23 protein-coding genes are annotated in these 26,051 nt (G+C 66.0%); 3 read left to right on the top strand and 20 right to left on the bottom strand.

From position 1 onward, the window contains the following. Window positions 1-108: 108 nt before the first annotated feature. From ABWO17_RS14395 to ABWO17_RS14385, 3 genes are all read left to right on the top strand, one after another. Window positions 109-1,227: a sensor histidine kinase gene (locus ABWO17_RS14395; protein WP_353119708.1), complete on the top strand. Its 1,119-nt coding sequence runs from the start codon at window positions 109-111 to the stop codon at window positions 1,225-1,227. Beyond that, a complete protein-coding gene (locus ABWO17_RS14390) occupies window positions 1,212-2,678 on the top strand; it encodes a sigma-54-dependent transcriptional regulator (RefSeq protein ID WP_353119706.1) in 1,467 nt (488 codons plus the stop codon). Before ABWO17_RS14395 ends, ABWO17_RS14390 begins: the two co-directional genes overlap by 16 nt. Before the next feature lie 299 nt (window positions 2,679-2,977). Then, the gene (locus ABWO17_RS14385) at window positions 2,978-3,709 is read left to right on the top strand and encodes a GntR family transcriptional regulator (RefSeq protein WP_353119705.1); all 732 of its coding nucleotides are present in this window, start codon (window positions 2,978-2,980) and stop codon (window positions 3,707-3,709) included. A gap of 142 nt (window positions 3,710-3,851) precedes the next feature. Here the strand turns inward: ABWO17_RS14385 and ABWO17_RS14380 are convergent, their stop codons facing one another. The 20 genes from ABWO17_RS14380 to fliR form a co-directional block, all read right to left on the bottom strand. Further along, window positions 3,852-4,928, bottom strand: a complete 1,077-nt coding sequence (locus ABWO17_RS14380) for an Ldh family oxidoreductase (protein ID WP_353119704.1) — start codon at window positions 4,926-4,928, stop codon at window positions 3,852-3,854. Between the two features lie 56 nt (window positions 4,929-4,984). After that, window positions 4,985-7,018: a methyl-accepting chemotaxis protein gene (locus ABWO17_RS14375; RefSeq protein WP_353119702.1), complete on the bottom strand. Its 2,034-nt coding sequence runs from the start codon at window positions 7,016-7,018 to the stop codon at window positions 4,985-4,987. A gap of 350 nt (window positions 7,019-7,368) precedes the next feature. Then, the gene (gene larAH5 / locus ABWO17_RS14370) at window positions 7,369-8,619 is read right to left on the bottom strand and encodes a nickel-dependent malate racemase, LarAH5 family (protein WP_353119700.1); all 1,251 of its coding nucleotides are present in this window, start codon (window positions 8,617-8,619) and stop codon (window positions 7,369-7,371) included. A gap of 122 nt (window positions 8,620-8,741) precedes the next feature. After that, window positions 8,742-9,203 carry a tripartite tricarboxylate transporter TctB family protein gene (locus ABWO17_RS14365; protein WP_353119698.1) on the bottom strand — a complete coding sequence of 154 codons (462 nt, stop codon included), beginning with the start codon at window positions 9,201-9,203 and terminating at the stop codon, window positions 8,742-8,744. Further along, the gene (locus ABWO17_RS14360; RefSeq protein WP_353119696.1) at window positions 9,196-10,740 is read right to left on the bottom strand and encodes a tripartite tricarboxylate transporter permease; all 1,545 of its coding nucleotides are present in this window, start codon (window positions 10,738-10,740) and stop codon (window positions 9,196-9,198) included. The genes ABWO17_RS14365 and ABWO17_RS14360 overlap by 8 nt, the downstream gene beginning before the upstream one ends. A gap of 63 nt (window positions 10,741-10,803) precedes the next feature. Next, window positions 10,804-11,766, bottom strand: coding sequence for a tripartite tricarboxylate transporter substrate binding protein (locus ABWO17_RS14355; protein ID WP_353119694.1), 963 nt, complete (start codon window positions 11,764-11,766; stop codon window positions 10,804-10,806). A gap of 372 nt (window positions 11,767-12,138) precedes the next feature. Continuing rightward, window positions 12,139-13,302, bottom strand: a complete 1,164-nt coding sequence (locus ABWO17_RS14350; protein ID WP_353119692.1) for a UxaA family hydrolase — start codon at window positions 13,300-13,302, stop codon at window positions 12,139-12,141. Between the two features lie 4 nt (window positions 13,303-13,306). Further along, window positions 13,307-13,591, bottom strand: coding sequence for a UxaA family hydrolase (locus tag ABWO17_RS14345; protein ID WP_353119690.1), 285 nt, complete (start codon window positions 13,589-13,591; stop codon window positions 13,307-13,309). Between the two features lie 919 nt (window positions 13,592-14,510). Next, on the bottom strand, window positions 14,511-15,674 hold the full coding sequence (locus ABWO17_RS14340; RefSeq protein ID WP_353119692.1) for a UxaA family hydrolase: 1,164 nt from the start codon (window positions 15,672-15,674) through the stop codon (window positions 14,511-14,513). A 4-nt stretch (window positions 15,675-15,678) separates the two neighbouring features. Then, window positions 15,679-15,963 (bottom strand): UxaA family hydrolase, encoded by a 285-nt coding sequence (locus ABWO17_RS14335; protein ID WP_353119690.1) that lies wholly within the window; start codon window positions 15,961-15,963, stop codon window positions 15,679-15,681. 293 nt (window positions 15,964-16,256) lie between these two features. Further along, window positions 16,257-16,673 carry a hypothetical protein gene (locus ABWO17_RS14330; protein ID WP_353119688.1) on the bottom strand — a complete coding sequence of 139 codons (417 nt, stop codon included), beginning with the start codon at window positions 16,671-16,673 and terminating at the stop codon, window positions 16,257-16,259. Window positions 16,674-16,763: 90 nt separating this feature from the next. Beyond that, window positions 16,764-17,093 (bottom strand): hypothetical protein, encoded by a 330-nt coding sequence (locus ABWO17_RS14325; RefSeq protein ID WP_353119686.1) that lies wholly within the window; start codon window positions 17,091-17,093, stop codon window positions 16,764-16,766. Window positions 17,094-17,268: 175 nt separating this feature from the next. Next, on the bottom strand, window positions 17,269-18,057 hold the full coding sequence (locus ABWO17_RS14320; RefSeq protein ID WP_353119684.1) for a flagellar basal body-associated FliL family protein: 789 nt from the start codon (window positions 18,055-18,057) through the stop codon (window positions 17,269-17,271). 246 nt (window positions 18,058-18,303) lie between these two features. After that, the gene (locus ABWO17_RS14315) at window positions 18,304-18,684 is read right to left on the bottom strand and encodes a chemotaxis response regulator CheY (RefSeq protein WP_353119682.1); all 381 of its coding nucleotides are present in this window, start codon (window positions 18,682-18,684) and stop codon (window positions 18,304-18,306) included. 31 nt (window positions 18,685-18,715) lie between these two features. After that, on the bottom strand, window positions 18,716-19,513 hold the full coding sequence (locus ABWO17_RS14310; protein ID WP_353119680.1) for a FliA/WhiG family RNA polymerase sigma factor: 798 nt from the start codon (window positions 19,511-19,513) through the stop codon (window positions 18,716-18,718). Beyond that, window positions 19,467-20,282, bottom strand: a complete 816-nt coding sequence (locus ABWO17_RS14305) for a MinD/ParA family protein (RefSeq protein ID WP_035067501.1) — start codon at window positions 20,280-20,282, stop codon at window positions 19,467-19,469. Before ABWO17_RS14305 ends, ABWO17_RS14310 begins: the two co-directional genes overlap by 47 nt. A gap of 104 nt (window positions 20,283-20,386) precedes the next feature. Next, the gene (locus tag ABWO17_RS14300) at window positions 20,387-21,649 is read right to left on the bottom strand and encodes a flagellar biosynthesis protein FlhF (protein WP_353119677.1); all 1,263 of its coding nucleotides are present in this window, start codon (window positions 21,647-21,649) and stop codon (window positions 20,387-20,389) included. A gap of 139 nt (window positions 21,650-21,788) precedes the next feature. Further along, window positions 21,789-23,900 carry a flagellar biosynthesis protein FlhA gene (gene flhA, locus ABWO17_RS14295; RefSeq protein ID WP_353119675.1) on the bottom strand — a complete coding sequence of 704 codons (2,112 nt, stop codon included), beginning with the start codon at window positions 23,898-23,900 and terminating at the stop codon, window positions 21,789-21,791. Window positions 23,901-23,956: 56 nt separating this feature from the next. Beyond that, window positions 23,957-25,027, bottom strand: coding sequence for a flagellar biosynthesis protein FlhB (gene flhB, locus ABWO17_RS14290; protein ID WP_353119673.1), 1,071 nt, complete (start codon window positions 25,025-25,027; stop codon window positions 23,957-23,959). 65 nt (window positions 25,028-25,092) lie between these two features. Continuing rightward, a complete protein-coding gene (gene fliR, locus ABWO17_RS14285; RefSeq protein WP_353119671.1) occupies window positions 25,093-25,887 on the bottom strand; it encodes a flagellar biosynthetic protein FliR in 795 nt (264 codons plus the stop codon). Window positions 25,888-26,051 lie beyond the last annotated feature (164 nt).

The raw sequence follows: 26,051 nt of genomic DNA, 5'->3' as shown, positions 1-26,051 counted from the left end.
CCGACCCATGCGCGCGTCTCGTTGTTCCCGCGCGCGAATTGGGCTAGAACCACCCTGACCCACTGACACGGCGATACCGCCACTGCACACTCGGCCCACGGACTTCGCATGGTGAACTGGATACTGCCCAGGGTGGTGCGCTTTCGCCCCAGCCTGCGCGTACGCATCGGCCTGCTGCTGGCCACGCTGGCGGCCACGTCCATGGCCGCCGCCGCGCTGCCGCTGCTCATGGCCAGCGGGCTGCTGTCCTTGCCCACCCCCTTCGGCACCTGGAGGGCGGACCCGGCCACCGATGCCCTGGGGCTGATGCTGGTTGTCCTGTTCCTGGCCGGGCTGCTGGCCGTGGTGGTGTTCCGCCAGGTGCTGGGCCCCATCCGCCGCCTGGCGCTGGAAGGGCTGGAGGATGCCGACGCCTACGGCAACGAGGTGGAGGTGCTGGACCGCCGCCTGCGCCACCTGCTGGACACCATGCACCGCACCCAGGTGCAACTGGAAGAAAGCCACGAAACCCTGCGCCAGACAGAAAAACTGGCCCTGGTGGGCAAGCTGGCCGCCGGGGTGGCCCATTCCATCCGCAACCCGCTGACCTCGGTGAAGCTGCGCCTGTTCGCGCTGGAACGCAGCCTGAAGCTGGGGCCGGACCAGAAGGAACAGCAGGAAGACTTCGAGGTCATCGCCGCCGAAATCCGCCACCTGGACGCCATCGTCACCAACTTTCTGGAATTCTCGCGCCGTCCGCGCCTGCGCATGCAGCCGGTGAGCCCGTCCGACGTGGTGGACATGACCCTGCAACTGCTCAAGCACCGCTTGGAATCGTTCAACGTGGCGGTTTCTGTGCATCGCGGCGAACGCCTGCCCGAGGTGGACGGCGACGCCGAGCAGCTCAAGGAGGCGCTTGTCAACCTCATCCTGAACGCGTGCGAGGCCATGGGCTACAACGGCACGCTGGACATCACGGAAGAAAAGGGCATCATCAATCCGTTGGGGCGGTCCGTGGTCATCCGCATTGCGGACAGCGGCCCCGGCGTACCCCAGCACATCCGCGAAGAGGTCTTCCAGCCGTTCTTCAGCACCAAGGAAGAAGGCACCGGCCTCGGCCTGCCCATCGCCCGGCGCATCTTCGAGGAGCACGGCGGCTGGCTGCACCTGCATTCGGCGCACGGCAAGGGGGCCACCTTCGTCATCGTGCTGCCCGCCCGCAAGGACGACTCATGGCTAAGATCCTGATCGTCGACGACGAACTGCAACTGCGCCAGAGCTTCCAGCGCCTGCTGGCCGGGGAAGGGCACGACGTGCGTGCCGCCTCCACCGGCGAGCAGGGCATCAAGCTGGTGCGCGAAGAGTTGCCCGAACTGGTGATCATGGACGTGCGCATGCCCGGCATGGACGGCCTGACCGCCCTGCGTGCCATCCGCGAGATAGACGCCCGCCTGCCCGTGGTCATCATGACCGCCTTTTCCACCACCGAGACCGCCATCGAGGCCACCAAGCTGGGGGCCTTCGACTACATCCTGAAGCCGTTCGAGATACCGGACATCCTCGCCCTCATCGAGCAGGCCGTGGAGGCGGGCCGCCGCATGCGCGCCCGCGTGGACATGGTGGCCGACGGCGAAGACGGCGACGGCACCGGGCAGCAACCGCTGGGCGAGGCCCTGGTGGGCACCAGCCGGGCCATGCACCAGGTGTACAAGGCCATCGGCAGGGCCGCGCCCACCGACGCCCTGGTGCTGGTGCGGGGCGAATCCGGCACCGGCAAGGAACTGGTGGCCCGCGCCGTGTACCAGCACAGCCTGCGCGGCAAGAAGCCGTTCCTGGTCATCAACTGCGAGGCCATTCCGGACACGCTGCTGGAAAGCGAGCTGTTCGGCTACGAAAAGGGGGCCTTCACCGGGGCCACCAACCGCCGGGTGGGCAAGATAGAGCAGGCAGGCGGCGGCACGGTGTTCCTGGACGAAATAGGCGACATGCCGCTGGGCATCCAGGCCAAGCTGCTGCGCCTGTTGCAGGAAAAGCAGATCGAACGGCTGGGGGGCCGCCAGCCCATCCCCGTGGACGTGCGCATCATCGCGGCCACCAACACCGACCTGGAAGCCGCCGTGGCCGACGGGCGCTTCCGCGAGGACCTGTACTACCGGCTGAAGGTGGTCACCCTGTGGCTGCCCCCCCTGCGCGAACGCAGCGAGGACATTCCCCCGCTGGCCCGGTACTTTCTGGCCCGCTTCTCGCGCGAGATGGACATGCAGAACCCCGGCATCACCCCCGAGGCGCTGGCCTACCTGGAAGCGCAGCCGTGGCCGGGCAACGTGCGCGAACTGGGCAACACCGTGCACAAGGCCCTGGTATTCAGCCGGGGCGGGCCGCTTGGCGAAGCGGACCTGAAGCAGGCGCTGGAGGCCAGCCGGGGCGTTCGCCCCGGCAGCGAAGGCCCGGCCTGCGACCTTTCGCTGGCCGCCGACCAGACCATGCAGGAACTCATCCGCCGCACCCTCAGCGAAAGCGACGGCGACAACGTGTTCGACGCGCTGATGGACCACGTGGGGCGGCTGGTGGTGCGCGAGGCGCTGCACCTTACCGGGGGCAACCGCACCCGCGCCGCGCGCCTGCTGGGGCTTTCGCGCCCCACCCTGCTGGCCAAGATAGAAAAGTACGGCCTGCGCATAGAGACGCAGGTTTCCTGACCACGGCGGGCGAACGGCCATTTCGCCGTCAGTATCCACGTCATTTCGCCGCAGGGGCGCTCGCCCGCACACATGATCTTGCGCTTCTCGCGCTGGCGGTTGCGACTGTCCGGTCAACCAGTATCAGCCAAAAGCCCGCCACACCACGCGTCTGGCCGGTTTCATGCAGTATCACCCTCTTGTGTTGCGCCCGTTTCTCGGATAGTTGCAAGACAGCGATGAGATACGTCTGTTATCTTATATTTTTTGCAAGACATGCCCGAAAACAGGAAGCACCCGGCTTCCAGAAGCACCCATAGATGCACATGCCCGTAAAGCCCGCCTTCAACCCCTTGTACCAGCAGGTAAAGGAATCGCTGCTCCGCCGCATCGCCGCCGGTGAATGGGCACCGGGCAGCTTCCTGCCCAGCGAACCCGTGCTGGCCGAAGAATACGGCGTCAGCCATGGCACCCTGCGCAAGGCGCTGAACGAGCTGACCGCCGAGCGCCGCGTGGTGCGGTACCAGGGCAAGGGCACGGCGGTGGCCACTTTCGACGCGGACGAGGCGCTGTTCCGTTTCTTCCGCATCGTCAGCTGCGAGGACAGGCGCACCCTGCCCATTTCCGAAGTGCTTGGGGCCGCCCCCGGCAAGGCCACCCCCGAAGAAGCGGCAGCGCTGGACATTCCCTTGGGTGCGCCCGTGCTGCGCATCGAACGCGTGCGTTCGCTGGACGGCGTGCCGCTGCTGAACGAGCGCATCACCCTGAGCTGCGCGCGCATGCCGGGCATCGAGGCCATTCCCGTGGGGGCCCTGCCCAACACGCTGTACGACTTCTTCCAGAAGCGCTTCAACGTCACCATCGCCAAGGCGGACGAAAGCATCACCGCCGTGGCCGCCGACAAGATCGACGCCGAACGCCTGGTCGTGCCGGTGGGGCATCCGCTGCTGGCCATCCGCCGCGTGGCCATGGACATCGAGGAAAACCCCGTGGAGCTGCGCCACACCCGCTGCGTGACCGCCAATTTCCACTACCGCACCAAGCTTTCCTGATTCCCGCCGGGCGTTCACCGGACGCGGCCACGCGCCGCGCATGCGTAGAAAATGGAACGGGCCTTTCCCAAGGGGGAAGGCCCGTTTTTGTTCACCCGTGCAAGGCGCGGTGATGGTCGGCAGACGATGGCCGCGCGACCCGTCAGGTTGCGTCCGCGCCCCGCCCGGCCCGGCGCAACAGGTCCTGATGCAGCGACCACGGCAGGGTCACCCCCTCGCGGTGCGCCCGGCGTTGCAGTTCGAAACGGCGCGCGCCGGGGAGCCGGGTGGACGGCTGGCCCAGCACATGGCCCAGCAGGGCGGCGGCGCGTCCGGCGAAGTCCGCGCCGAAGGCCTGCGGCGCAACGAGCAGCATGCACTGTCCGGTGCGGGGCGGACCGCCCTCCGCATCCAGGAACGACGATGCCTCGTACGCATGGTTGCTGCCGGTAAGCGATGCCGCAAGCAGTTCCACCATCAGCGCCAGGGCCGCGCCCTTGGCACCGCCGAAGGGCAGCAGCATGCCGCCAAGGGCGGCCCGCGCGTCGGTGGTGGGGCTTCCGCCCGCATCCACGGCCCAGCCTTCCGGAATGGGCCTGCCCTCGCGCGCGGCGGCAACGATCTTGCCGCGCGCCACGGTGCTCAGCGAAAGATCCATCACCAGCGGATCGCGCTCCAGCCCGGCATCCTGTCGGCTGGCCGTCCCTGCTCCTTCGGCATCGGAAGCGTCTACGACCGGTGCCGGACAGGCAAAGGCCAACGGATTGGTGCCCAGCGAGGCGCGGTTGCCGCCCCATGGGGCCATGGCCGCCGGGGTGTTGGCGAACAGCAGCGCCACCAGCCCCTGCCGGGCGGCCCGTTCCACGTGCAGCCCGGCCACCCCGCAATGGTGCGAATTGGTCACCCCCAGCGCCGCGCAGCCCATGCGCAGGGCCAGCGGCGCGGCCACGTCCAGTCCGGCCTCAAGGGCGGGATAGGCAAAGCCGCACCCGGCGTCCACGCGCACGGTGGCGGGCAGCGGTGTTTCCACGCGGGGCACGGCATCGCCGCGCACCTTGCCCGCCGCCACCTGGTCGGCGTACTGCGGCAGGCGCGCCACTCCGTGCGAGGGTATTCCCATGCACTCGGCGGCCACCAGCGCCCCGGCCACGGATGATGCGGCGGCGGGCAGCACGCCCGCCCGCTCCAGCACGGCGCGGCACACCGCGGCAAGATCGTCGGGGCTGAGAACCACGGTCACGGTTGCTCCTGAAGGTTCACTATCCACGGGCGCGCGGAGGTCATCCGATCACCCCCCTACGCGCGCAGCCGGTGCAATGCCTGCTCCAGTTGCGCGGCCATTTCCGACAGCTCGCGGATGGCCACGGCCGACTGCTGCATGCCGCCCGCCGTTTCCGCCGCGATGTCGCTGACCGACTGCACCGTGCGGCCTATCTGCTCGCTGGCGGCGGACTGTTGCTCCGCCGCCGTGGCAATGCCGTTGACCTGCGCGGCGGAGTCCCCCACGATGCGCACGATGGCCGAAAGTGCCTCGCCCGATTCGTGGGCCGACCGGGTGGCTTCGTCCACCGCTGTCACGGAATGCTCCACCGCGTCCACGTTGCGCCGGGCCACGTCCTGGATGCCCCGCACGCTGCCGCCCACTTCCGCCGTGGCCTGCATGGTGCGCTCGGCCAGCTTGCGTACCTCGTCGGCCACCACGGCAAAGCCGCGCCCGGCATCCCCGGCGCGGGCCGCCTCGATGGCCGCGTTCAGCGCCAGCAGGTTGGTCTGGTCGGCGATGTCGGCAATCATCTCCATGACCTTGCCGATGGCCTCTGCCTTCACGCCCAGTTCCTGCATGTTGCGGCGCACCGCGTCCGAACCTTCCGCCACCTTCTCGATGGCGGTGACGGTGCGGGCCACCACCTGCGCCCCTTCTTCCGCATTGCGGCGCGAATCGTCGGAGCTGCGGCTGGTGGCGGCAGCGCTGGCGGCCACCTCTGCCACGGCACTGTTCATCTGGGTGATGGCGGCCAGGGTTTCGGCCATGCGCTGCTGCTGCACCTCTGCCCCGGCGCCCACCTGTTCGGCCTGGGCGGCCAGTTCTTCCGCCGCGGCGGCGATGCGCGCGGAAATGGCGTGGGCCTCGTCCGCCACCGACTGCATGGTCCGGTTGGCCGCTTCCACCCCGGTTCGGGCCTCGTCCGCCTGTTCCATGGCCAGGCGGGCCCGTTCCGATTCCTCGCGGGCGCGGCGCGATTCCTCTTCGGCGCTGGCAAGGTGGGTCTTCAGCGATTGCACCATGTCCACGATGCGGCCATACACGCCGATGTGCGGGCTGCCGTCGTCAATGTCGTAATCACCCTCGGTGACCCGCCGGGCGATGTCGGCCAGTTCGCCGGGGTCCTTGCCCAACTGGCGCACGGTGCCGCGCGGCAGGGCCACGGCAATGACCGCCCCGATGACCATTGCGGCCAGGGCCACCCCGGCCAGCAGCCACGTGGCGGTGCGCACCGAGGCATCGGACGCCGCAGAGGCATGTTGCGACGCCTCGGACGCGGCTGCCTGGGTTGCGGCCACCACCTCCTGCTGGCGATCCAGGGCCTCGTACTTGGCCAGCATCTGGCGCGAGAAGATGCCGAACAGGCCGGAATAGTTGCCCACGTAGCCCATCAGCTCCTGCACGGCGTCCTGGGATGGCTCGTCGGGCTGGGCGTCGCGCGCCGCCTGAAAGGCCTTGCGGGCTTCGGTCAGCCGGGCGCGGATGGCCGTGCGCAATTCTTCGGTGGGGGTATCCAGGAACTGTCCCGTCAGCACGCGCACCTCGGCGAAGGCTGCGGCCCCAGCGTGCAGCATCTGGTAGCCCTTCATCCGTCCCGCGTCGTGGTTGGCTTGCAGCGTTCCGGCCAGCCTGCCGTCCAGCGCGGTCACAGTTTCCACCACCTTGGCGGCGTTGGCGTCGATGCGCTGCTGCATGGCGATGGCCTCGTTCTGCGAGTTCACCAACTGGGCGAAGGCGGTCTTGAAGTTCTCCAGGTTTTCCAACAGGCCCTTGCCGTCGGCCTGCATCCAGTCGTGCGAAAGGCCCGCGCCCGCCGCCTCGATGATGGCGCGGGCGTCATCCAGCCTTTTGTCGGTGGCGGCGGCGTGGGTCTGCTCGCCGCGCAGCATGAACCGCCCCATGGACGCTTCTGCCGCCGAAAGGTGGCGCATGGCCGTTTCTATGGCCGTGGAATAGTTGCCGTACACGACCATCTCGTGCATTCCCCGCCAGCCGATGGCGCCCACGATGGCCGTCAGCAACAGCACTGCCATGAATCCGAGATACAGTTTGGTCTTCAGGAGCATGCCACCCTCCGGAGCGTGTCTGATGTTCTGCCTTGCGAACAGAGGAGCACGCCCGCACGTTCCGGCGCGGCCCGCTCCTGCTTCGGACCCGTTCCCCCCTCGTCTTGCCGCTCCTTCCCGGACGCGGCGTCAGATCTCCCACCCTGCCCCGCTGCCGCATGTCCCCCAGTGGCAGCGCGTACCGCTCGGGACCGCATGCCCCCCGGCAATCCGGTCCCGTCATCCCGCACGGTTATCCCGTACCCGGCCCCTGATTGGCGGGCGGAGCGGCTCCGTACGCGGCCCCGCCCATGGCGGAACCGTACCGCCCCCGCCCGCCGTTCCAGGAGGATGCGGTCGCGCGTTGCGGGTTATTTCCGGTAAAAGAACGAAGAGTTGGCGTTCTTCACCACGGCCACGCGCGGGTCCCGCAACCCCGCCAGCCAGGTATTCACGGTTTCCTGCATGTCGCCGGGCGTCAGCAGGCATTCGCGCAGCCGGGCCGGGTCCAGTTCGGAATGCACCACCACCTCGAAGCTGGTGGTGGCCCGCGCGAACAGAAAGCCCTTGTGCGCGCCCATGCGGAACGCCCCGGACTCGAAATCCTTCTTCAGCGCGTGCGCACACGGAAAGCGCCGCACATAGTCGTGGTACACCTCGTCGCCGATGCCCTGGCCGCATTCGGCCACCAGCAGCACCTTTGCCCCCGGCGCGGCGCACTGCACCGCCGTGTTCAGTCCCTTCTGGGCCTGGTACAGGCAGAGGTCCTTGGGGGTGCCCCCGCACGAGGCGATGACGATGTCGTACGGCGCGTCATAGGCCAGCCCGTACACCTGCGCCGTGACCTTGGCGGCACTGCGCATGACCAGCGGCGGCCAGCCCGCCTGCACGGCCACCGGGCGCTTGGCCGCGTCCAGCACCACATTGATGGCCATGGCCACCCCGGCCAGTTCACCGGCCTCGTCAAGGTCGAGGCGCACGGGGTTGGTGTCTATGGCGCCCACGGTGGCCGCAGGGTCGCGCATCAGGCGGTGGTTGGCCTCGATCATGGCCGCAGAGGCGCAGCCGATGGCCACACCCTTTGCCCCGCCGGTAAAGCCCACGAACTGGTGCGCGTCCACCATGCCGATGACCAGCCGCAGTTCCGCCGCACCATAGGCGGCGTTGACCTCCACCGGGGTGCCGCGCGTGGTGGCGCCAAAGCGCGCCAACTGCGAATGCTCCGCGTCATGGGCAACCACACGGCAGCCGCGCAGGTCTTCCGGCAGCACGCGGGCCAGTTGGGCCTCGTCCGCCGGGGGGTGCAGGCCGCCGCCCACCACGATCACCACGTCTTGCGGCTTCAGGGCCGGGTAGGCCGCGAACAGCCGGTCCAGCAGCGGCGGCAGCAGCAACCGCACCGGCACGGGACGCGTTTCGTCGGGCACGGCGATGGCCACGGAACGCGGGGCCGGGCGGTCTTCCAGCCGCAGGCAGCCCAGCGGCTCGTCCAGGGCGGCGTGCAGGGCCGCCAGAGGATCGGCCAGCGGTTCGACGGGATTCGGTTCGAACACGTCCACATGGACGGAATCCGGCAATTCCAGGGACACGTAGCCGTGCCCGTACTTCAGGTCGATGTGCATCTTATGTGATCCTCTGTAAAACAAAATCCTTACCAGACACAGGAAGCCCCCCGCCGCACGCAACCCTTCCGGGAATGCGCACGACGGGGGGACGGAGCGAGCTGCGCCGTGCGGCGGATGGTTCAGAACAGCATGCCTTCTGGAGTGGGAACGCCCAACAGCATCGCGAACCCAATCCAGACGAACAGGCACAGCACCACCGTGAAGGCGGCGGAAGCCACGGCCTTCTTGCGCGTGCTGCCCCCGGCGTCGCTCAGCACCATGGACATGCCGAACAGGTACAAGGCGGAGGCAAGGTAGAAGCCCAGCACGGGAATGATGGCCACATAGGCGATGGCCCCGGCGGAGATCATGACCACCCGGCTCACCGCCACGGGTTCGTCATCCTGCGGCGCCTGCTCGCCCTTGCGGCCCTTCAGCAGGCCAAGGCCGCACAGGTAGATGCCGCCAAGGGCCATGAAGATGATGAGCATCCGGGGGAACAGCAGGCTGACCCCTTCAAGGTCGCCGCTCTGGGCGTGGAACATACCGGCGATGACCAGCACGGCGAGACCGGAGGTGATGTCGGCAACGCTGCTACGCATGGTTCGATTCCTCCTTGGGCTGCGCAATGTCGCAGCCGCAGTCGCGCCGCTTGCGCTTCCAGTCCAGCAGGAAGGGCGTGGCCAGCGAAAGCAGGGTGAGCACGATGAGCAGGACGGCGATGGGGCTTTCGAGGAACACGTTGATCACCGAGCCACCCGAGGCCTTGGACAGGTGCACGCACTTGCCGAGGTTTTCCTCGATCATGGGGCCAAGGATGATGCCAAGGGCCATGGCCCCGGTATCCAGGCCCACCCGGCCCGAAAAGTAGCCCAGAAAGCCGAAGATGATGACGATCCACACGTCCAGCATGCTGTTGCGGATGGCGTACGACCCGATGACCGACAGCACCACGATGCCGATGGCCACGAAGGTCAGGCGGATGCTGAGCAGCTTGGTCATGATGCGGGCCAGCAGCAGGCCGATGGGAATCATCAGCAGGTTCACCGCGAACTGCGACATGATGAAGGTGTAGGCCAGGTCGCCCGTGGCGGTGAACACCTTGAAGCCGGGCTGGATGCCCTTGGCCAGCAGCGCGCCCAGGATGACCGCCGCCACCGCGCTGCCCGGAATGCCCAGGGTCAGCATGGGGATCAGCGAGCCGCCGATGACCGCGTTGTTGGCGCTTTCGCTGGCGGCCACGCCCTCGATCACGCCCGTGCCAAAGCGTTCGGGATTCTTGTCCCAACGCTTGGCCTCGTTGTAGGAGATGATGGAGGCAATCTCGCCGCCCGCGCCGGGCAGCATGCCCACGAGGGTGCCGATGATGGACGAGCGCATCAGGTTGACCTTGCAGCGGCCCGCAAGGGCACGCACAACTTCACCAAAGGCGCCGGGGGCGGGCCGGTACTCGGCGATGAACGGCTTGTAGCTGCCGATCAGGTACAGCACCTGCGAGAAGGAGAACAGGCCGATCATGGCGGGAATGACTTCGACCCCCTGCACCAGCGGATAGTACCCGAAGGTGAACCGAGGCACACCGGCGTTGGGGTCGATGCCTACGGTGGACACCAGCAGGCCCATGGCCCCGGACAGCAGGCCCTTGACCATGTTGCCCGACGACATGACCGCGATGGTGGACAGGCCGAAGATGCACAGCCAGAAATTCTCGGGGCCGCCGAACTGCAAGGCAAACCGGGCCAGCGGTGCGGCCAGGAACAGCAGGAACACGGTGCCGACGATGCCGCCGAACACGGACGCCAGCAGAGAGGTTATGAGGCCGATGTCGGCGCGTCCGGCCTGACACAGGGGCCAGCCGTCAAAGGTGGTAGCCACGGACGAGGGCGTGCCGGGCGTGCAGATGAGGCAGGCGGAGTTGGAACCGCCGTAGATGGCACCCGCGTAGATGGCGCCCAGCATGATCAGGCCGCTGGTGGCGTCCATGGCGAAGGTGGCCGGCACCATGAGGGCAACGCCCATGGTGGCGGTAAGGCCCGGCAGGGCCCCCACGATGATGCCCCCCGTCAGACCCGCGACCATCAGCAGGATGTTCAGCGGCTCGAACAGGTGCATGATGGCCGGTCCGATAAATTCCATCATTGTGAAGCTCCTTGGTACGGGCCGGGGAGGGATGGCACCCCTCCCCGGCGGTATCAGGGCCTGCTACTTCAGCAGGCCGGCCTTTTGCAGCATGGTTTTGGCGAATTCGTTCTGGGTACGAACGTACGCGGCAAAGGCATCACCATCCATGTATTCGGTGGGCTGGCCCGCCTTCTTCATGTCGGAGACGTATTCCGGGTCGTCGCAGATCTTCTTGAAGGTTTCGCGCAGGTAGTCCAGCTGGGCCTTTTCGATGCCCTTGGGGGCGACGAAGGCGCGGCGGATGTCGGACACCACGTCAAAGCCCTGTTCGCGCAGGGTGGCCACGTCGGGCAGGAAGGCGTTGCGCTTTTCCGCCGCAAGGCCGAGCACGGTCATTTCCTCAAGGCTGCGCATGACGTCGTTCAGGTTGCCGAACATGACGTCGATCTCGCCGCCCAGCAGGGCCGCGTTCTGGTCGGCGGCGCCCTTGTAGAACACTTCAGTGACGGGGAAGTCGAACTTGCCCTTCACGTCCAGGAACATCAGGTGGTGGCCGCTGTTGGGGCCCACCAAGCCGATCTTGAGCTTGCCGGGGTTGGCCTTGGCGAACTCGAAGACGTCCTTCACCGACTTGAACTTGCTGTCGTTGCGCACCACCACGGCCTGCGGGTCGTTCACGACCTGGCAGATGTAGGAGTAGCTGTCGATGGAGAACATGGCCTTCTGGACCATGGGCTGCAACACCAGGTGCGGCACGTTGATGCCGCCGATGGTGTAGCCGTCGGGACGGGCGTTGGCGATTTCGCCGAAGCCGATGGCGCCACCGGCGCCGGGCTTGTAGACGAACACCCACTGCTGGTCGGAGTACTTGCTCCAGTACTTCTGCATGATGCGGGCCTGCACGTCGCTGGACCCGCCCGCCGTGAAGGCGATGATCATGTTGATGGGCTTTTCGGGGTACTTGGCATAGGCATCACCGGCTACCGCAAGGCCGAGGACGAGCAGCGCCGCAAGGGCAAGCCGCGCAAGGAAACGCACTTTCATGTAGGGCTCCTTTTTCGGTCTTCGAAGTTCAAGGCACCTGTCGGGCTCCCCCTCGGGGGGAGCGAAATTCTGGCAGCGCCCGTACGAACCGGCCCTACGAAAGGCGGGGATGGGTGCGGCGGTCCCCTTGCATGCCTGTCCGGCTGCTACGCCGTCCCGCGGAATCACGCCCCTGGCGGTCCCGCCCCTTGCTGGTTCGCTGTCATGCAATGCAACTCAATCACTACGCGCGCTACCTGTGATGGTCCATGGCTCCCCCCAGGGTTCCAGGGACTCCCAAGGTTTCCAACGTGTTCCGCTGTCCCGCCCCGGCGTGCCACCGACCGGGGCGGGACGCCGCCTTCGCGACCGTCGCGAAGGCGGCAGCGGAGACTAGGCGCTTTCGTACAGACGGGTAAGCACGAACTCGCGGTGGCCCAGCACTTCGGCGGCGGTGTTACGGCCGTTGGCGGTGCGGATGGCCATTTCCACCAGCTTGTCGCCAGCGCCGTCCATGGTCAGTTCCTTGCGCAGGATGCCGGAAACGTCCACGTCGATGTGCTCGCTCATGGTGCGCACGGTGCGCGGGTTGGCGCACAGCTTCACCACGGGCAGGATGGGGTTGCCGATGACGTTGCCCTGCCCGGTGGGGAACAGGTGCACAACGTACCCGGCGGCGGCGCACAGGGTGACCATTTCGGCGGCGGCGGACGAGGAATCCATGAACCACAGGCCGGGGCCGGTGGGGGCTTCGGCCTTGTCCAGGCAACCCACCACGGGAGCCTTGCGGCCGATCTTCTGGATGTTGCCGAGCGCCTTTTCCTCGATGGTGGTCAGGCCGCCTTCGATGTTGCCCTTGGTGGGCTGCGAGTCGGAAAGGTCGCTGGTCTTGTGGTCGTCCACGAGCTTCGCGTAGCGGTCGAAGAAGAACTGGAACTGCTTGCGCACTTCATCGTTGGCACAGCGTTCCAGCACCAGGTGCTCGCCGCCGGTCAGTTCGGTGGTTTCACCGAACAGCAGCGTGCAGCCCTGCTCGTACAGCTTGTCGAAGGCGTTGCCCACGGTGGGGTTGGAGGCGATGCCCGACGTGGTGTCGGATTCGCCGCACTTGGTGGACACCCACAGGTCGCTCACCGGGCATTCCACGCGCTGCAGCTCGGTGGCCCAGTGCATGAATTCCTTGGCCTTGCGCGAGGCGGCGCAAATGGTGTTGTGGTCGCCGTTCTGCTCGATGGAGAAGCCCGCCACCGGCTTGCCGGTCTTGGCGATGCCTTCCACGATGCGGCTGGTCCACTGCGGCTCGATGCCGATGACCACCACGGCGGCCACGTTGGGGTTGCTGCCCACGCCGATCAGGGTGCGGAAGTGCAGCTCAAGGTCTTCACCGAACTGCAGGCGGCCATACGGGTGCGGCAGGGCCATGGTGCCCTTCACGTTGTTGGCCACGGCTTCCGAGGCGGCATTGGAAAGGTCGTCCAGGGGCAGGATGACCACGTGGTTGCGCACGCCCACGCGGCCGTTTTCGCGGCGGTAGCCGAGGAAGGTATTAGCAGTCATTTTCCTACCACCTCTTGGTCTTGACGTTGTGAACATGCAGGTGCTCGCCCTGCTTGATGGGGGAGATGACCTTGCCGATGTCGGTACCGTACTTGATCACGGTATCACCCATGGACAGGGCCTTCAGGGCCAGCTTGTGGCCGATGGGAATATCGTTGAGCACCTTGAAGGTGATGGTCCGGTCCTCGGCCATCACCCAGCCGGTCAGGTCCTGACCGGCCTTGACGCCTTCAACAACCACGACGCCGACGGAATCGCCGTCTTCGTGCACCAGAAATTGAATCGACATGGAGTTCCTCCTTGGGGAGCGTTGTTGAGGCATGTGTATGATGTCTTATGCAAGACTGTCAACGCGAAACTTGAGCTTTTTTGCCCAAGCCTTTTCACCAAAACGTCAATATGCTGTAATATTGCATCTATTTTTGAAAGAGCAGGCTCCTACCCCAATATTACCCCATGCTCCGCGACCTTTCCGTTACGACAACATGGCGGTATTCCTACCTCTCCTCTCCATATTTGAGCGCTCAGTGAAATAAAGCACGAAGCCTGGCGCCATATGACAGCGCTGTTTGCTTGTTCAATCAATGCGGTTGTCTTGCAGGCATGCTCCATCCGCCTTGCATGCCCTTACGCGTTTTGTCGCATGCTCTTCCATGGTGAGCAATCACACACATGCACACAACGCGACATGTCCTTTCGCGCTTTTTCACAAACGGCCTGCCTGCCTGACGGCCCCCGGAATCCACCGGGCCGACGCGCAAAAGCGCGACGCGGCCCCCTCATGGGAACCGCGTCGGCACTGGGCGCGCAGCAAGCAAGCTGCCACACGAAACGAATGGAGGATCAAGGCGCATGTAACGGCAGCACGCGCGAAGGCCCTCGGCCCACGCTGTACCGCTGGCGCCGTGCGGTTCCCGAACCCGCACGGCACGGAAAAGACGGAACGCCTCGGCAGGATGCCGGATGGTCGCGCTACAGGCGGCACTGCGTACCAGCGCAAAACCTTTGCGGCCTACCCCGCCGGAAACGAAAGGCTGCGGCAAGCGCACGCGGATCATGCCGGACGGGCGGGTCCGGCATGCGCTCCTCCGGGTATTACCCCGGGGTATCCACTGGTGTGTGCCGGGAATGCCGGACGCGCACGCCTGCCGCAGAATATGCCCCCTTGCGACGAGGTGCGCCGCAAGGGGGACCGAAGCGCCTGGGGACTAGGCGCTTTCGTACAGACGGGTAAGGACGAACTCGCGGTGACCCAGCACTTCGGCGGCGGTGTTACGGCCGTTGGCGGTGCGGATGGCCATTTCCACCAGCTTGTCGCCAGCGCCGTCCATGGTCAGTTCCTTGCGCAGGATGCCGGAAACGTCCACGTCGATGTGCTCGCTCATGGTGCGCACGGTGCGCGGGTTGGCGCACAGCTTCACCACGGGCAGGATGGGGTTGCCGATGACGTTGCCCTGCCCGGTGGGGAACAGGTGCACAACGTACCCGGCGGCGGCGCACAGGGTGACCATTTCGGCGGCGGCGGACGAGGAATCCATGAACCACAGGCCGGGGCCGGTGGGGGCTTCGGCCTTGTCCAGGCAACCCACCACGGGAGCCTTGCGGCCGATCTTCTGGATGTTGCCGAGCGCCTTTTCCTCGATGGTGGTCAGGCCGCCTTCGATGTTGCCCTTGGTGGGCTGCGAGTCGGAAAGGTCGCTGGTCTTGTGGTCGTCCACGAGCTTCGCGTAGCGGTCGAAGAAGAACTGGAACTGCTTGCGCACTTCATCGTTGGCACAGCGTTCCAGCACCAGGTGCTCGCCGCCGGTCAGTTCGGTGGTTTCACCGAACAGCAGCGTGCAGCCCTGCTCGTACAGCTTGTCGAAGGCGTTGCCCACGGTGGGGTTGGAGGCGATGCCCGACGTGGTGTCGGATTCGCCGCACTTGGTGGACACCCACAGGTCGCTCACCGGGCATTCCACGCGCTGCAGCTCGGTGGCCCAGTGCATGAATTCCTTGGCCTTGCGCGAGGCGGCGCAAATGGTGTTGTGGTCGCCGTTCTGCTCGATGGAGAAGCCCGCCACCGGCTTGCCGGTCTTGGCGATGCCTTCCACGATGCGGCTGGTCCACTGCGGCTCGATGCCGATGACCACCACGGCGGCCACGTTGGGGTTGCTGCCCACGCCGATCAGGGTGCGGAAGTGCAGCTCAAGGTCTTCACCGAACTGCAGGCGGCCATACGGGTGCGGCAGGGCCATGGTGCCCTTCACGTTGTTGGCCACGGCTTCCGAGGCGGCATTGGAAAGGTCGTCCAGGGGCAGGATGACCACGTGGTTGCGCACGCCCACGCGGCCGTTTTCGCGGCGGTAGCCGAGGAAGGTATTAGCAGTCATTTTCCTACCACCTCTTGGTCTTGACGTTGTGAACATGCAGGTGCTCGCCCTGCTTGATGGGGGAGATGACCTTGCCGATGTCGGTACCGTACTTGATCACGGTATCACCCATGGACAGGGCCTTCAGGGCCAGCTTGTGGCCGATGGGAATATCGTTGAGCACCTTGAAGGTGATGGTCCGGTCCTCGGCCATCACCCAGCCGGTCAGGTCCTGACCGGCCTTGACGCCTTCAACAACCACGACGCCGACGGAATCGCCGTCTTCGTGCACCAGAAATTGAATCGACATGGAGTTCCTCCTTGGGGAGCGTTGTTGGAAACATGTGTATGATGTCTTATGCAAGACTGTCAACACGCTTTAGCGCCCTTCCGCTCGCCAGCACTGCGATATGCATATAACTATTCTATATAGCGGTATATTTTTCTGAACGAACCGCATTCAAAACGTCACAGCCCCCCGCCGGAATCCGGCGGGGGGCTGTGACAGGGCCTTCTCGGCACCCATGGCTTATGGGCGCAGGCAGGCGGACGGAAAAAAGGCAACCAGCGCCGCAGGGGCGCCCGGAGGACGATGGGCCCAGGCTACCCGCCCTGGGCCAGGATCAGCTCCACCTCGTCCACCGAAAGCCCGGTGGACCGGGCGATCTGGTCCAGGCTGCGGCCCTTGCGGTGCCCGTTCAGGATCACCTCTCGCAGGAACTGCGGCGAGCGGCTGATGCCCTCGGCCTGTTCCAGCAGGCGGCGCAGTGTCTGAGCCCGCTCTTCCAACCGCTGGTCCAGGTGGCGCAGTTGCTCCTGGCGCTGGGCGAAGGTGGCCACCAACTCCTGCTCGAGCTCCGCGTTCTGGCGCAGCCGCTCCAGCAATTGGGTCTGGTTGGCCTGCAGGCGATTGAGCAGCGCCTCTGACCGGCGCAGCCGCAGGAAGAACGCCAGCAGCACGCCGAGCAGCGCCACTTCCACCACACTGACAAGAATGATGGTCCACAGGGATACGGTCATGGGTGTTCCGGTTGGGGTTGCCGCGCGGGGTACGGCCATGCCGGCGAAGCCAGCCGGAACCGCGCAAGACGGTCAGACCCGCGAAGCCAGTCAGACCTTGATGTTCAGGATGTTGCCGGACCAGGGATCGTCGTCGGAGTCGGGGGATTCTTCCTCTTCCTCCTCGGCAGCGCGGGCCTTGCGCCGGGCCAGCAGCAAGGCGCGCCGCTGCTGGCGGTTGCGTTCGCGCTCGTCCACCACCTCGGACTTGCCGCTCTCGCCGGCCTTCTGAACCTGCGAGCGGTCGTGCTGCAACGCCTGGGCCGCAGCCTGCTGGGCGGCAGCCTGGGCCATTTCCGGGTGTGCCTGCGCCTCGTGCGCCACGCGTTCGGCGTGGCCCATCTGGGCGATGACGATGGGAAGCGTCGGGTCGACGGACACGGCGGACCTCCATCGCCGCATGAAGCCCCGCGCGACGCACCTGCGAGGGGTGGCGGCGGCTGACGGCAAAACCCGCTGCCGGGCGGGTCGGCTGTCGGCGGGGGCGGCGTACTCTGGCGGGTCACCCTGCCGTCGGGAACGACGGGCCACTCGCCGGGGGAGCCTTGCGGCTCCCTTACTTGACCAGATAATTCTCTATCAGCAAATCCTCCAGCTTACCGATGCTGAGGTATTCATTCATGATGGCCAGGATGTCCTTCTTCAGCGTTTCCGCATTGGCCGCATCGGTGAGGTAGGTCAACGACTTGTTCTTCAGATAGTAGTACACGGCATCGCGGATGACCACCTTCTTGGCCTGCGCCTCGAACACCAGCTTCTGGTTTTCCGTGGGTGCCGAGAATTTGACGACCAGGAAACGGATGGCGCCCTTGGCGTCCTTCTGCTCCACCCAGAACGGTTCCCAACTCAGGATGGTCTGGGCGGGCTTGGCCGGTTCCGCCGGGGGCGGCGCGGCCTGCTGGGGCACCACGATCTTCTGGACCGCCGCCTCGGGGGGCGCGGGCGGGGGCGCCTTCTTGCGCAGCAGGAACCACGCGGCACCGCCACCCACCAGCAGCAACACCAGCACGGCCACCACGATGAGCAGCAGCTTCTTGTTGGCCAGCAGCCCGGAAAGGTTGAGGCCGAATTTCTTCTTCTTGGGGGTGTCGCCGTCGGGCGACAGCGCAAGGGACTGGGCAGCGGGAGGCGGCGGGGGGGGCGGCTTTTCCTCTTCCGGCAGCAGGAAGGGGGCGTCCTCAAGGTCCAGTTCGACCTTGTCTTCCACCGGGGGCCCCAGCGAATCGACGTCCAGTTGCCCGGCGTCCAGTTCCGCCTTGCCCGCCTCGTCGGGCAACAGGCCGTCCGCCCCCGGGGCAGCGGGGGAATCGGGTACGGCAGCGGTGACGATGGGCATGAACAGCATGGTCTGGTCCCTCGCACGGCCCGCGCAGGGGCGCCGGGGTAACGGGCGTCCGGATCAGACCCGGCCGGGGAACACCGGCATGGGAAGACGCCGTATCGGCATGCACCGGAAACTTCCGGGGGTTCCGGAGCGGCTGGCCGACCGGGGGAAAGGGGACGGCATGCGGAACGCCGTCCGCGCGGTCCTGCACGGCAAACGGGCGCAAGCCCGCCGGATGGCGGCCCCGCGCCCGCAGGAAATGACGGTCTACGGGAAGATCTTGTCGATCTTCTGCTTCATGGTCTCTGCGGTGAAGGGCTTGACGATGTAGTTGGACACCCTGGCCTGCACCGCTTCGATGACGTTTTCCTGCTGGGCTTCTGCCGTCACCATCAGGAACGGCATGTCGGCGAATTCCTCGCTGGCGCGCACCTTGCGCAGCAGTTCGATGCCGGTCATCTTGGGCATGTTCCAGTCGGAAATGACGAACTCGATGCGGTCCTTGTTCAGTACTTCCCACGCGGTGGTGCCGTCGTCGGCCTCGACCACGTTGGTGAACCCCAGCTGGCGCAGGATGTTCTTGATGATGCGACGCATGGTGGAAAAGTCGTCCACCACGAGGACACGCATATTGGTGTCATAGGGCATTGTGCGTACTCCTGACCAACGGACGCCGCAGTCAGACGGTGCCGTGTTCTCCGTAGTGGTTCCTGAATTCCTTGCGCAGCCTGTTGAGCGCCTGGGAGTGCAGTTGCGAGACGCGCCCCTCGGTAATGCCCATGACCTCGGCTGTTTCGCGCATGTTCAGCTCGTCGCTATAATACAACGACAATACCAGCTTCTCTCTGGGTGTCAATTCGTCGATCAGCGCCGCCACCCGCTCTATGAGCTCCTGCGTTGCCGTGGTCTGGAACGGTTCACCCTCTCCCTGCACCGAGGCATCGGGGGCCAGCGAGTCCTGTATGGCGTCGAGCGAGAGGCACAACTGGTTCTGCAATGCCTCAAGCCCCAGCCGTACATCCTTCTGGTCCAGTCCCGTGGCGTCCTGCAATTCGGCTTCGGTGGGGTGGCGTCCCTTTTCGTGCTCGATGCGCTGGATTGCCTCGTCCAGCTGCCGCACCCGTTGCCGCAGGCTGCGCGGAAACCAGTCCAGCCGCCGCAACTCGTCCAGCATGGCGCCCCGGATGCGGCTTTCGGCATACGTCTCGAAGCGGATGCCAAGCTGCGGCCGGAACTTGCCCAGCGCCTCCATGAGACCCAGGGTGCCCGCGCTGATGAGCTCGTTCAGCTCCACGTTGCGGGGCAGCTTGGCCTTCAGGCGCAAGGCCAGAAACCGCACCTTGGGCGCGTAGTGCCGGACTATCCGTTCCTGGTCGGCGCGCGAGAAGTCGCCCCAGGCGACAGCCCCCGATTCCAGCGCCTCCCAAGGGTTAGTGCCGGAAGAGGAGCTTTTTCCAGAAGAACTTGATGTTTCCATCCAGACTTGCCGCCACGTCCCACGTTTGTACCGTCCGGGCCACCTCGCGTACCGCCGCGCAGGCCGGGCTGTCCGGCGCCATGACGCAGAAGGGTCGCTGGTTCACCACTGCCTTGCGCACCGCCGGGTCGCGCGGGACAAAGCCCGCGAGGTCCAGCGACACGCCGGAAAGAAAATGGTCGCAGGCCTTGTACAGCCGGGTGAACATGTCGCGCGCGGTCTGCGCGTCGGGCACCATGTTCACCAGCACCTTGAAATGCTCCACCCCATGGTTGAGCTTCATCACCTTGATCAGGGCGTAGGCGTCGGTGAGCGACGTGGGCTCGGGCGTGAGCACCACCAGCCGCTCTTGGGCCGCCAGGTTGAAATACAGCACGTTGTCGTTGATGCCCGCGCCGGTATCCACGATCAGGTAGTCCACCGCGCCCTCCAGGGCGTCCATGGCCTCCAGCAGTTCCAGCTTCTGGCCGGTGGAAAGCGACAGCATTTCGCTCATGCCCGACGAGGCGGGCAGGATGCGGAAGCCGTAGGGCGTATCGCAGAGTATTTCCGAAAGATCGACGCCTTCGTGGAACAGGTGGAACAGGTTCAGCTGCGGGGTCAGGCCCAGCACCACGTCCACGTTGGCAAGGCCAAGGTCCGCGTCCAGCAGGACCACGCGCTTGCCCTCCTGCGCGAGGCAGCAGGCCAGGTTGGCGGCGATGTTGGTCTTGCCGACGCCACCCTTGCCGGAGGTGACGGAGAATACCAGGGGAAGATCGGGGCTCATTCGATGCAAGCTCCAGTGGGTGCGTGCGGTGCCGGGCGCGCCTGGCGCGGCCGCCCGTGGATGCCGTGTGCCGTCGGGGCTGCCGCCGGCGCCGGAACCTTGGTTCAGGGCCTTGCGCCAGCCAGGGGCCGGGCGTTCGCCGGAATGCCGTCAGACCGTATTCCGTCTGGCCGGAGGCTGCCGGGGCGGATGGCCGTCTGGCCCCCCGTTTGGGCCGGAGTCCGGACCGGGGGCCGGGACTCGGCCTGCGCCGGGGACTCTCCGGGCAGTTGCCGTTTGAACAGCAGGCGCCACAACGCCGCATCGCTTGCGGCAACCAGCGAATTGCGCATGCCGGGGCCGTAGGACAGAGCCGACACGGGCAGGCCGCAGGCCGCCGCCACGTTCACCAATGCCCCGAAGGTACAGGCTTCGTCCAGCTTCGTCCAGACAAGGCTGCCCGCCCCCTCGAAGGCATAGCGCGCCAGCAGCGCGGCCATCTGGGCCGGGCCGTGGTGCGGCGGCAGCACCAGGTGCACGGCAACCCCGGTTCCGGCCCCCGCGCCCGAAAGCCCCAGGATCGCCAGTTGGCGGGCCAGGCTGCCGTCGCGCGCGACGCCGGGCAGGTCCACCAGAATGCGTCCCGCATCCGGGCATTCGCGCAGGATGGCCGCGAATTCCGCAGCCGTGGAGGCCTCGCGGTACACAAGGTCGGAAAGTTCCGCGTAGTGCTTCAGCAGCAGACGGCCATGGCCACGCCCGCAGTCGGCGTTGACCAGCACGATCTTCAGGTCCGGCTTTTCGCGGCGCAGGGCCAGCGCCATGCGCAGCATGGCCGTGGTCTTGCCCGCGCCGAACGGCCCGGCGAACACGTGGGCCCGCTGCGGCCATGCCGCAAGACCCCAGCCGCGCACGGGCACGATGTCCGCCAGGGCTTCCAGCACCGAGGCGCCGGAATCGGCCGCCAGCCTGCGGTGCAGGGTCATGGCCACGCCGTCGTCCACGCCTTCGCGCGTCAGGTATTCCAGGGCCACGCGCTGGCGGGGGGTCAGGTCTTCCATGCGCAGGGCGGGCTTCATCAGCGCGAACAGGTGCTCCTTCATCTGGCTCCATTCGCGGTGCCATTCCTCCCAGCCGGGGGGAGTGGGGCCACCAGACCCGCCAGGCCCACCGGACCCAAAGGACCCACCGGACCCAAAGGACGCCCCCGCGCCCCCGGCAACGCCGGGCGCGGCCGCATGCTCGATGCCCACGCTCATCTCGTGCCACGTGCGCTCGCCCTCGCGGCATTCGCGCGAAGACAGGATGACCGCATCCGACCCGAGTTCGGCCTTGATTTTCGCCAGAACCGCCGTCGCGTTCCGACCTGTGTACGTCTTGATCTGCATCAGAGCATTTCGACCTTGAAGTTGTAACCGTTGCAGAAAAATGCTCTCGGCGCTGACGGCGCCGCCCGCCCCGCGGGCCTGGCGAAACCCCGTTCCGCCCCTGCCGCCGTGGGGTTGCCCCTTTCAGGGGCTGTTACCCTTAATCAAAGGCCACGCTGCCCACCGATTGCAGCCGGATGTCCGAAGGAATCTCGGCCTGCGAGATCACGGGGACGTTGGGAAGAAAGCGCATCAGCAGTTGGGCCAGATGGGGCCGGGACACGGGCGAGGCCAGGATGACCGGCTGCCCGTCGGTGTTCACGGCGCGCTCCACCGCGTTGTTCACCCGTTGGATGAGCCGCTGGGCGATGCCGGGGTTGAGGGCCAGGTAGTTGCCGCCGTCGGTCTGGCGAATGGCTTCCTGCACGGTCTTTTCCACGGCCTGGTCCAGGGTGACGATGGGCAGGCCGCCCTCGCTGTCCATGTACTGCTTGACGATGGAGCGGGCCAGGCGTTCGCGCACGTACTCGGTCAGGGTGTCGGCGTTCTTCACCGCCGGACCATAGTCGGCCAGGGTTTCCGCGATGGTCAGCAGGTCGCGGATGGAAACGTTCTCGCGCACCAGGCTTTGCAGCACCTTCTGCACCGTGCCCAGCGGCAGGATGCCGGGCACCAGCTCTTCCACGGCCTTCGGCGCGTGCTTGGCCAGGTTGTCCAGCAGGCCCTGCACCTCCTGGCGGCCCAGGAAGTCGCCCAGGTGGCGCTTGAACACCTCGGTGAGGTGGGTGGCGATGACCGTGGAAGGGTCGACCACGGTGTAGCCCGCCAGCATGGCTTCTTCCTTCTGCGATTCGGGTATCCACAGGGCGGGCAGGTTGAAGGCCGGCTCGCGCGTTTCGATGCCCCGGATGCGATGCTTGGCGTTGCCCGGATCCATGGCCAGATAGTGGTCCACGAGAATTTCCGCCGAGGCAACCTGGTTGCCCTTGACCAGCACGCAGTACTGGCCGGGCTTCAGTTGCAGGTTGTCGCGCAGGTGCAGCGAGGGCACCACCACGCCCATGTCCAGGGCGAACTGGCGGCGGATGGAGCGGATGCGCGAGAGCAGGTTGCCGTTCTGATCCTCGTCCACCAGGGGAATCAGGCCGTAGCCCACTTCCAGTTCCAGGGTGTCGAGGGGCAGCAGGGTCTGCACTTCTTCCGGCGTATCCAGCGAATCGCCCTTCTTCTTGCCCTTGGCGCCCTTGGCGCCCTTGGCATCTGCGGCGGCCTCCGCGTCCTGCTTGTCGCCCACCAGGCGCGACATGCCGTACAGCCCTGCGCCAAAGGTAAGGAACGGCAGCGTGGGCAGGCCGGGCACCAGGGCGAACAGCATCAGCACGCCGGACACCAGCTTGAGCGCGCGCGAGTTGTACGACAACTGGCCCACGAATTCCTCGCCCATCTTCGCTTCCGCCGCCGCGCGCGAGACGATGAGGCCCGCCGCCGTGGAGACGATGATGGAGGGAATGGTGGCCACCAGGCCGTCGCCGATGGACAGCAGGGTGTAGGTGGTCAGCGCGTCGCGCCATTCCATGTCCTTCTGGAAGACGCCAAGCAGTATGCCCCCGATGACGTTGATCATCGTGATGAACATGCCTGCGTTCACGTCCCCCTGCACGAACTTGCCCGCGCCGTCCATGGCGCCGTAGAAGTCGGCTTCCTTGCGGATGTTGGTACGGCGGGCGGTGGCTTCTTCCTCGTCGATGAGCCCGGCGTTCAGGTCGGCCTCGATGGCCATCTGCTTGCCGGGCATGGCGTCCAGGGTGAAGCGCGCGGCCACTTCGGCGATGCGCGTGGTGCCCGCGGTGATGACGATCTTGTTCAGGATGAACAGGATCATGAAGATGACCGCGCCGATGACGTAGTTGCCGCCCACCACGAATTCGCCGAAGGCCTGGATGACCTGGCCCGCCGCGTCGGTGCCTTCGTCGCCGTGCAGCAGGATGAGGCGGGTGGAGGCCACGTTGAGCGCGAGCCGCAGCAGGGTGGTGACCAGCAGCAACGACGGGAAGATGGAAAATTCCAGCGGCGAGAGCATGAACATGGAGGTGACCAGGATCACCAGCGACAGCGAGATGCTGAGCGAGAGCAGCATGTCCAGGAAAAACGTGGGCAGCGGCACCAGCATGACGAACAGGATCGTGACGACGCCGCCCGCCAGCAGCAGGTCGCCCTGCTTGGCAAAGCGCTGGTAGTCGATCTTGGGTGCGTATCCTGGTTTGGCAGCCATGTTCTTGACACCTTCCGGAGTTGTCCGGGTCTCGCTTCAGGTTCGTGGCGCGGGGCCTACGATGCCCGCCCCGCCTTGAATTTCCACAGGCTGGCCAACACGGTGGCCACGGCCTGGAACAGTTCGGCGGGAATCATGTCGCCGACTTCCACCGCTTTATACAAAGCCTGTGCCAGCGGCTTGTTCTCGCGGATGGGCACGCCGTGCTCGCGCGCCACTTCCTTGATCTTCTGGGCCAGGTTGTCCGCGCCCTTGGCCAGCACGATGGGGGCCGGGGCCTCGGTGGCGTCGTAGCGCAGGGCGATGGCGAAGTGGGTGGGGTTGGTGATGACCACGTCGGCCTTGGGCACGTCCTGCAACATGCGCTTGGCCATCATCTGCATCATCTTGCGGCGCTGCTGGGCGCGGATCACGGGGTCGCCCTCGGCCTGCTTGCGTTCGTCCTTGGTTTCGTCCTTGGTCATCTTCAGGTTTTCTTCATAGCTCCAGCGGGTATACCAAAAATCCGCTATGGCTATGATGAACATGGGCACCAGGGCATAGCGCACCATGTCCCACCCGGTTTTCAGCATGTACACGCCAACGCCCTGGGCGTCGGAGTAGTACAGGGGCAGAAAGTTGTGCATCTCGCGCCGGATGATGATGTACGGCGCAACACCGATGAACAGGGCCTGCAACAGGCTCTTGCCCAGGCGCATGAACGTTTCGGGCGAGGCGAACATGCGCTTCAGCGCCGCAAGGACGTTGAAACGCGACCAGTTGAACTTGAAGACCTCGGTGGTCCACAACTGGCCTACCTGCAACCGCAGCACCAGCCACGCGGTGAACCCGATGAACAGCATGATGGGCAGCAGCATGGCCGCCAGTTCTCCGGCAATCCACATCAGCAGCTTGATGACGTTCTGCTGGTTGGGATTGAACCCGAAGGCGTTGCCGAGGAAATGCCGGAAAATGGTCTGCATGTCCTTGGCCAGGAAGTCGATGTAGAACAAAAGGCCCACCGAGCCCGCCAGAATGGTCAGGGCCTTGGTGAGTTCCTGCGACTTGGGGACGTTGCCCTTGTTGCGCGCTTTGTTACGCCGTTTCGGCGTTGCTTTTTCTGTTTTACTCGGATCGCTCTGCGCCATGGCAGCTCCCGTCAGGGTTCCTGCAGCGCCCTGGCCGGAGGGGAGCGCGGCAGGTGGTCAGCGGTTCAGCGGTTCAGAAGGGGGCTGGCCGCCTGCAGCAGGTGCAACATCATGGGGTCCATGCCCACGATGAATTCGCGGATCTTGTCGGCCATGATGGTGAACAGCATGCCGATGAAGAAGAAGCCCACGGCGATCTTGAGCGGAAAGCCGATCATCAGCAGGTTCATCTGCGGGGCGGCGCGGGCCATGAGCGCCAGGGCCAGTTCCACCAGAAACAGCGAAACCAGCACCGGCGCGGCGATCTTGACGGCCAGCACGAACATGGAACCGGACAGGGCCACGATTTCCTTCATCAGCGGGGGGGTAAGCAACAGCCCGCCAGCGGGCACCAGCTCGAAGGTGCGCACGAAGGCCCGCAGCATGAACAGGTGCCCGTCCAGCACCAGAAAGCTGAGCATGGCCACCATGTACAGCAGGTGCGAGGTGATGCTGACGCTGGCCCCGGTCAGCGGGTCGGCCAGGGTGATCATGGTGAAGCCCATCTGGGTGGCCAGCACCTGGCCGCCGGTCTGGATGCCCGCGAACAGGAAGTGCACGGTCATGCCCAGCATCAGGCCCATGATCAGCTCGCCCGCCAGCAACACGATGAGCGAAAAGGGGTGCGTGGGCATCTGCCCGCCCGGCAGGGACACGTGCGGCCACAGCGCCAGGGTGAACACCATGCACAGTGCCACCTTGACCTGCATGGGCGCCGCGTCGGCCCCGAAAAAGGGCAGCAGGAACAGCACCAGGCTCACCCGCATGAAGGTGAGAACAAAGCTGAGCATGGCGGCGGTGTCGAAGGCGAAGATATCCATGCGCGCGGTACAGCAAGATGCGGGCCACGGTGCCGGACCGGGCGGCGGACAGCCTTGGGCCGCAAGGCCCCGGTGGCGGCGGAAGAGACCGGCGGGTGACACCGGGGCGGCCACGGCACGGTTTCGGAGCGGGCCATGGACAAAAACCCGTCGCGGACGCCCCT

Origin of the sequence: Nitratidesulfovibrio sp., assembly GCF_040373385.1 — a bacterium.
Lineage (GTDB): Bacteria > Desulfobacterota > Desulfovibrionia > Desulfovibrionales > Desulfovibrionaceae > Cupidesulfovibrio.
Note: the sequence above shows the minus strand (reverse complement) of the source record. Positions and strands in the feature narration are given on the sequence as shown.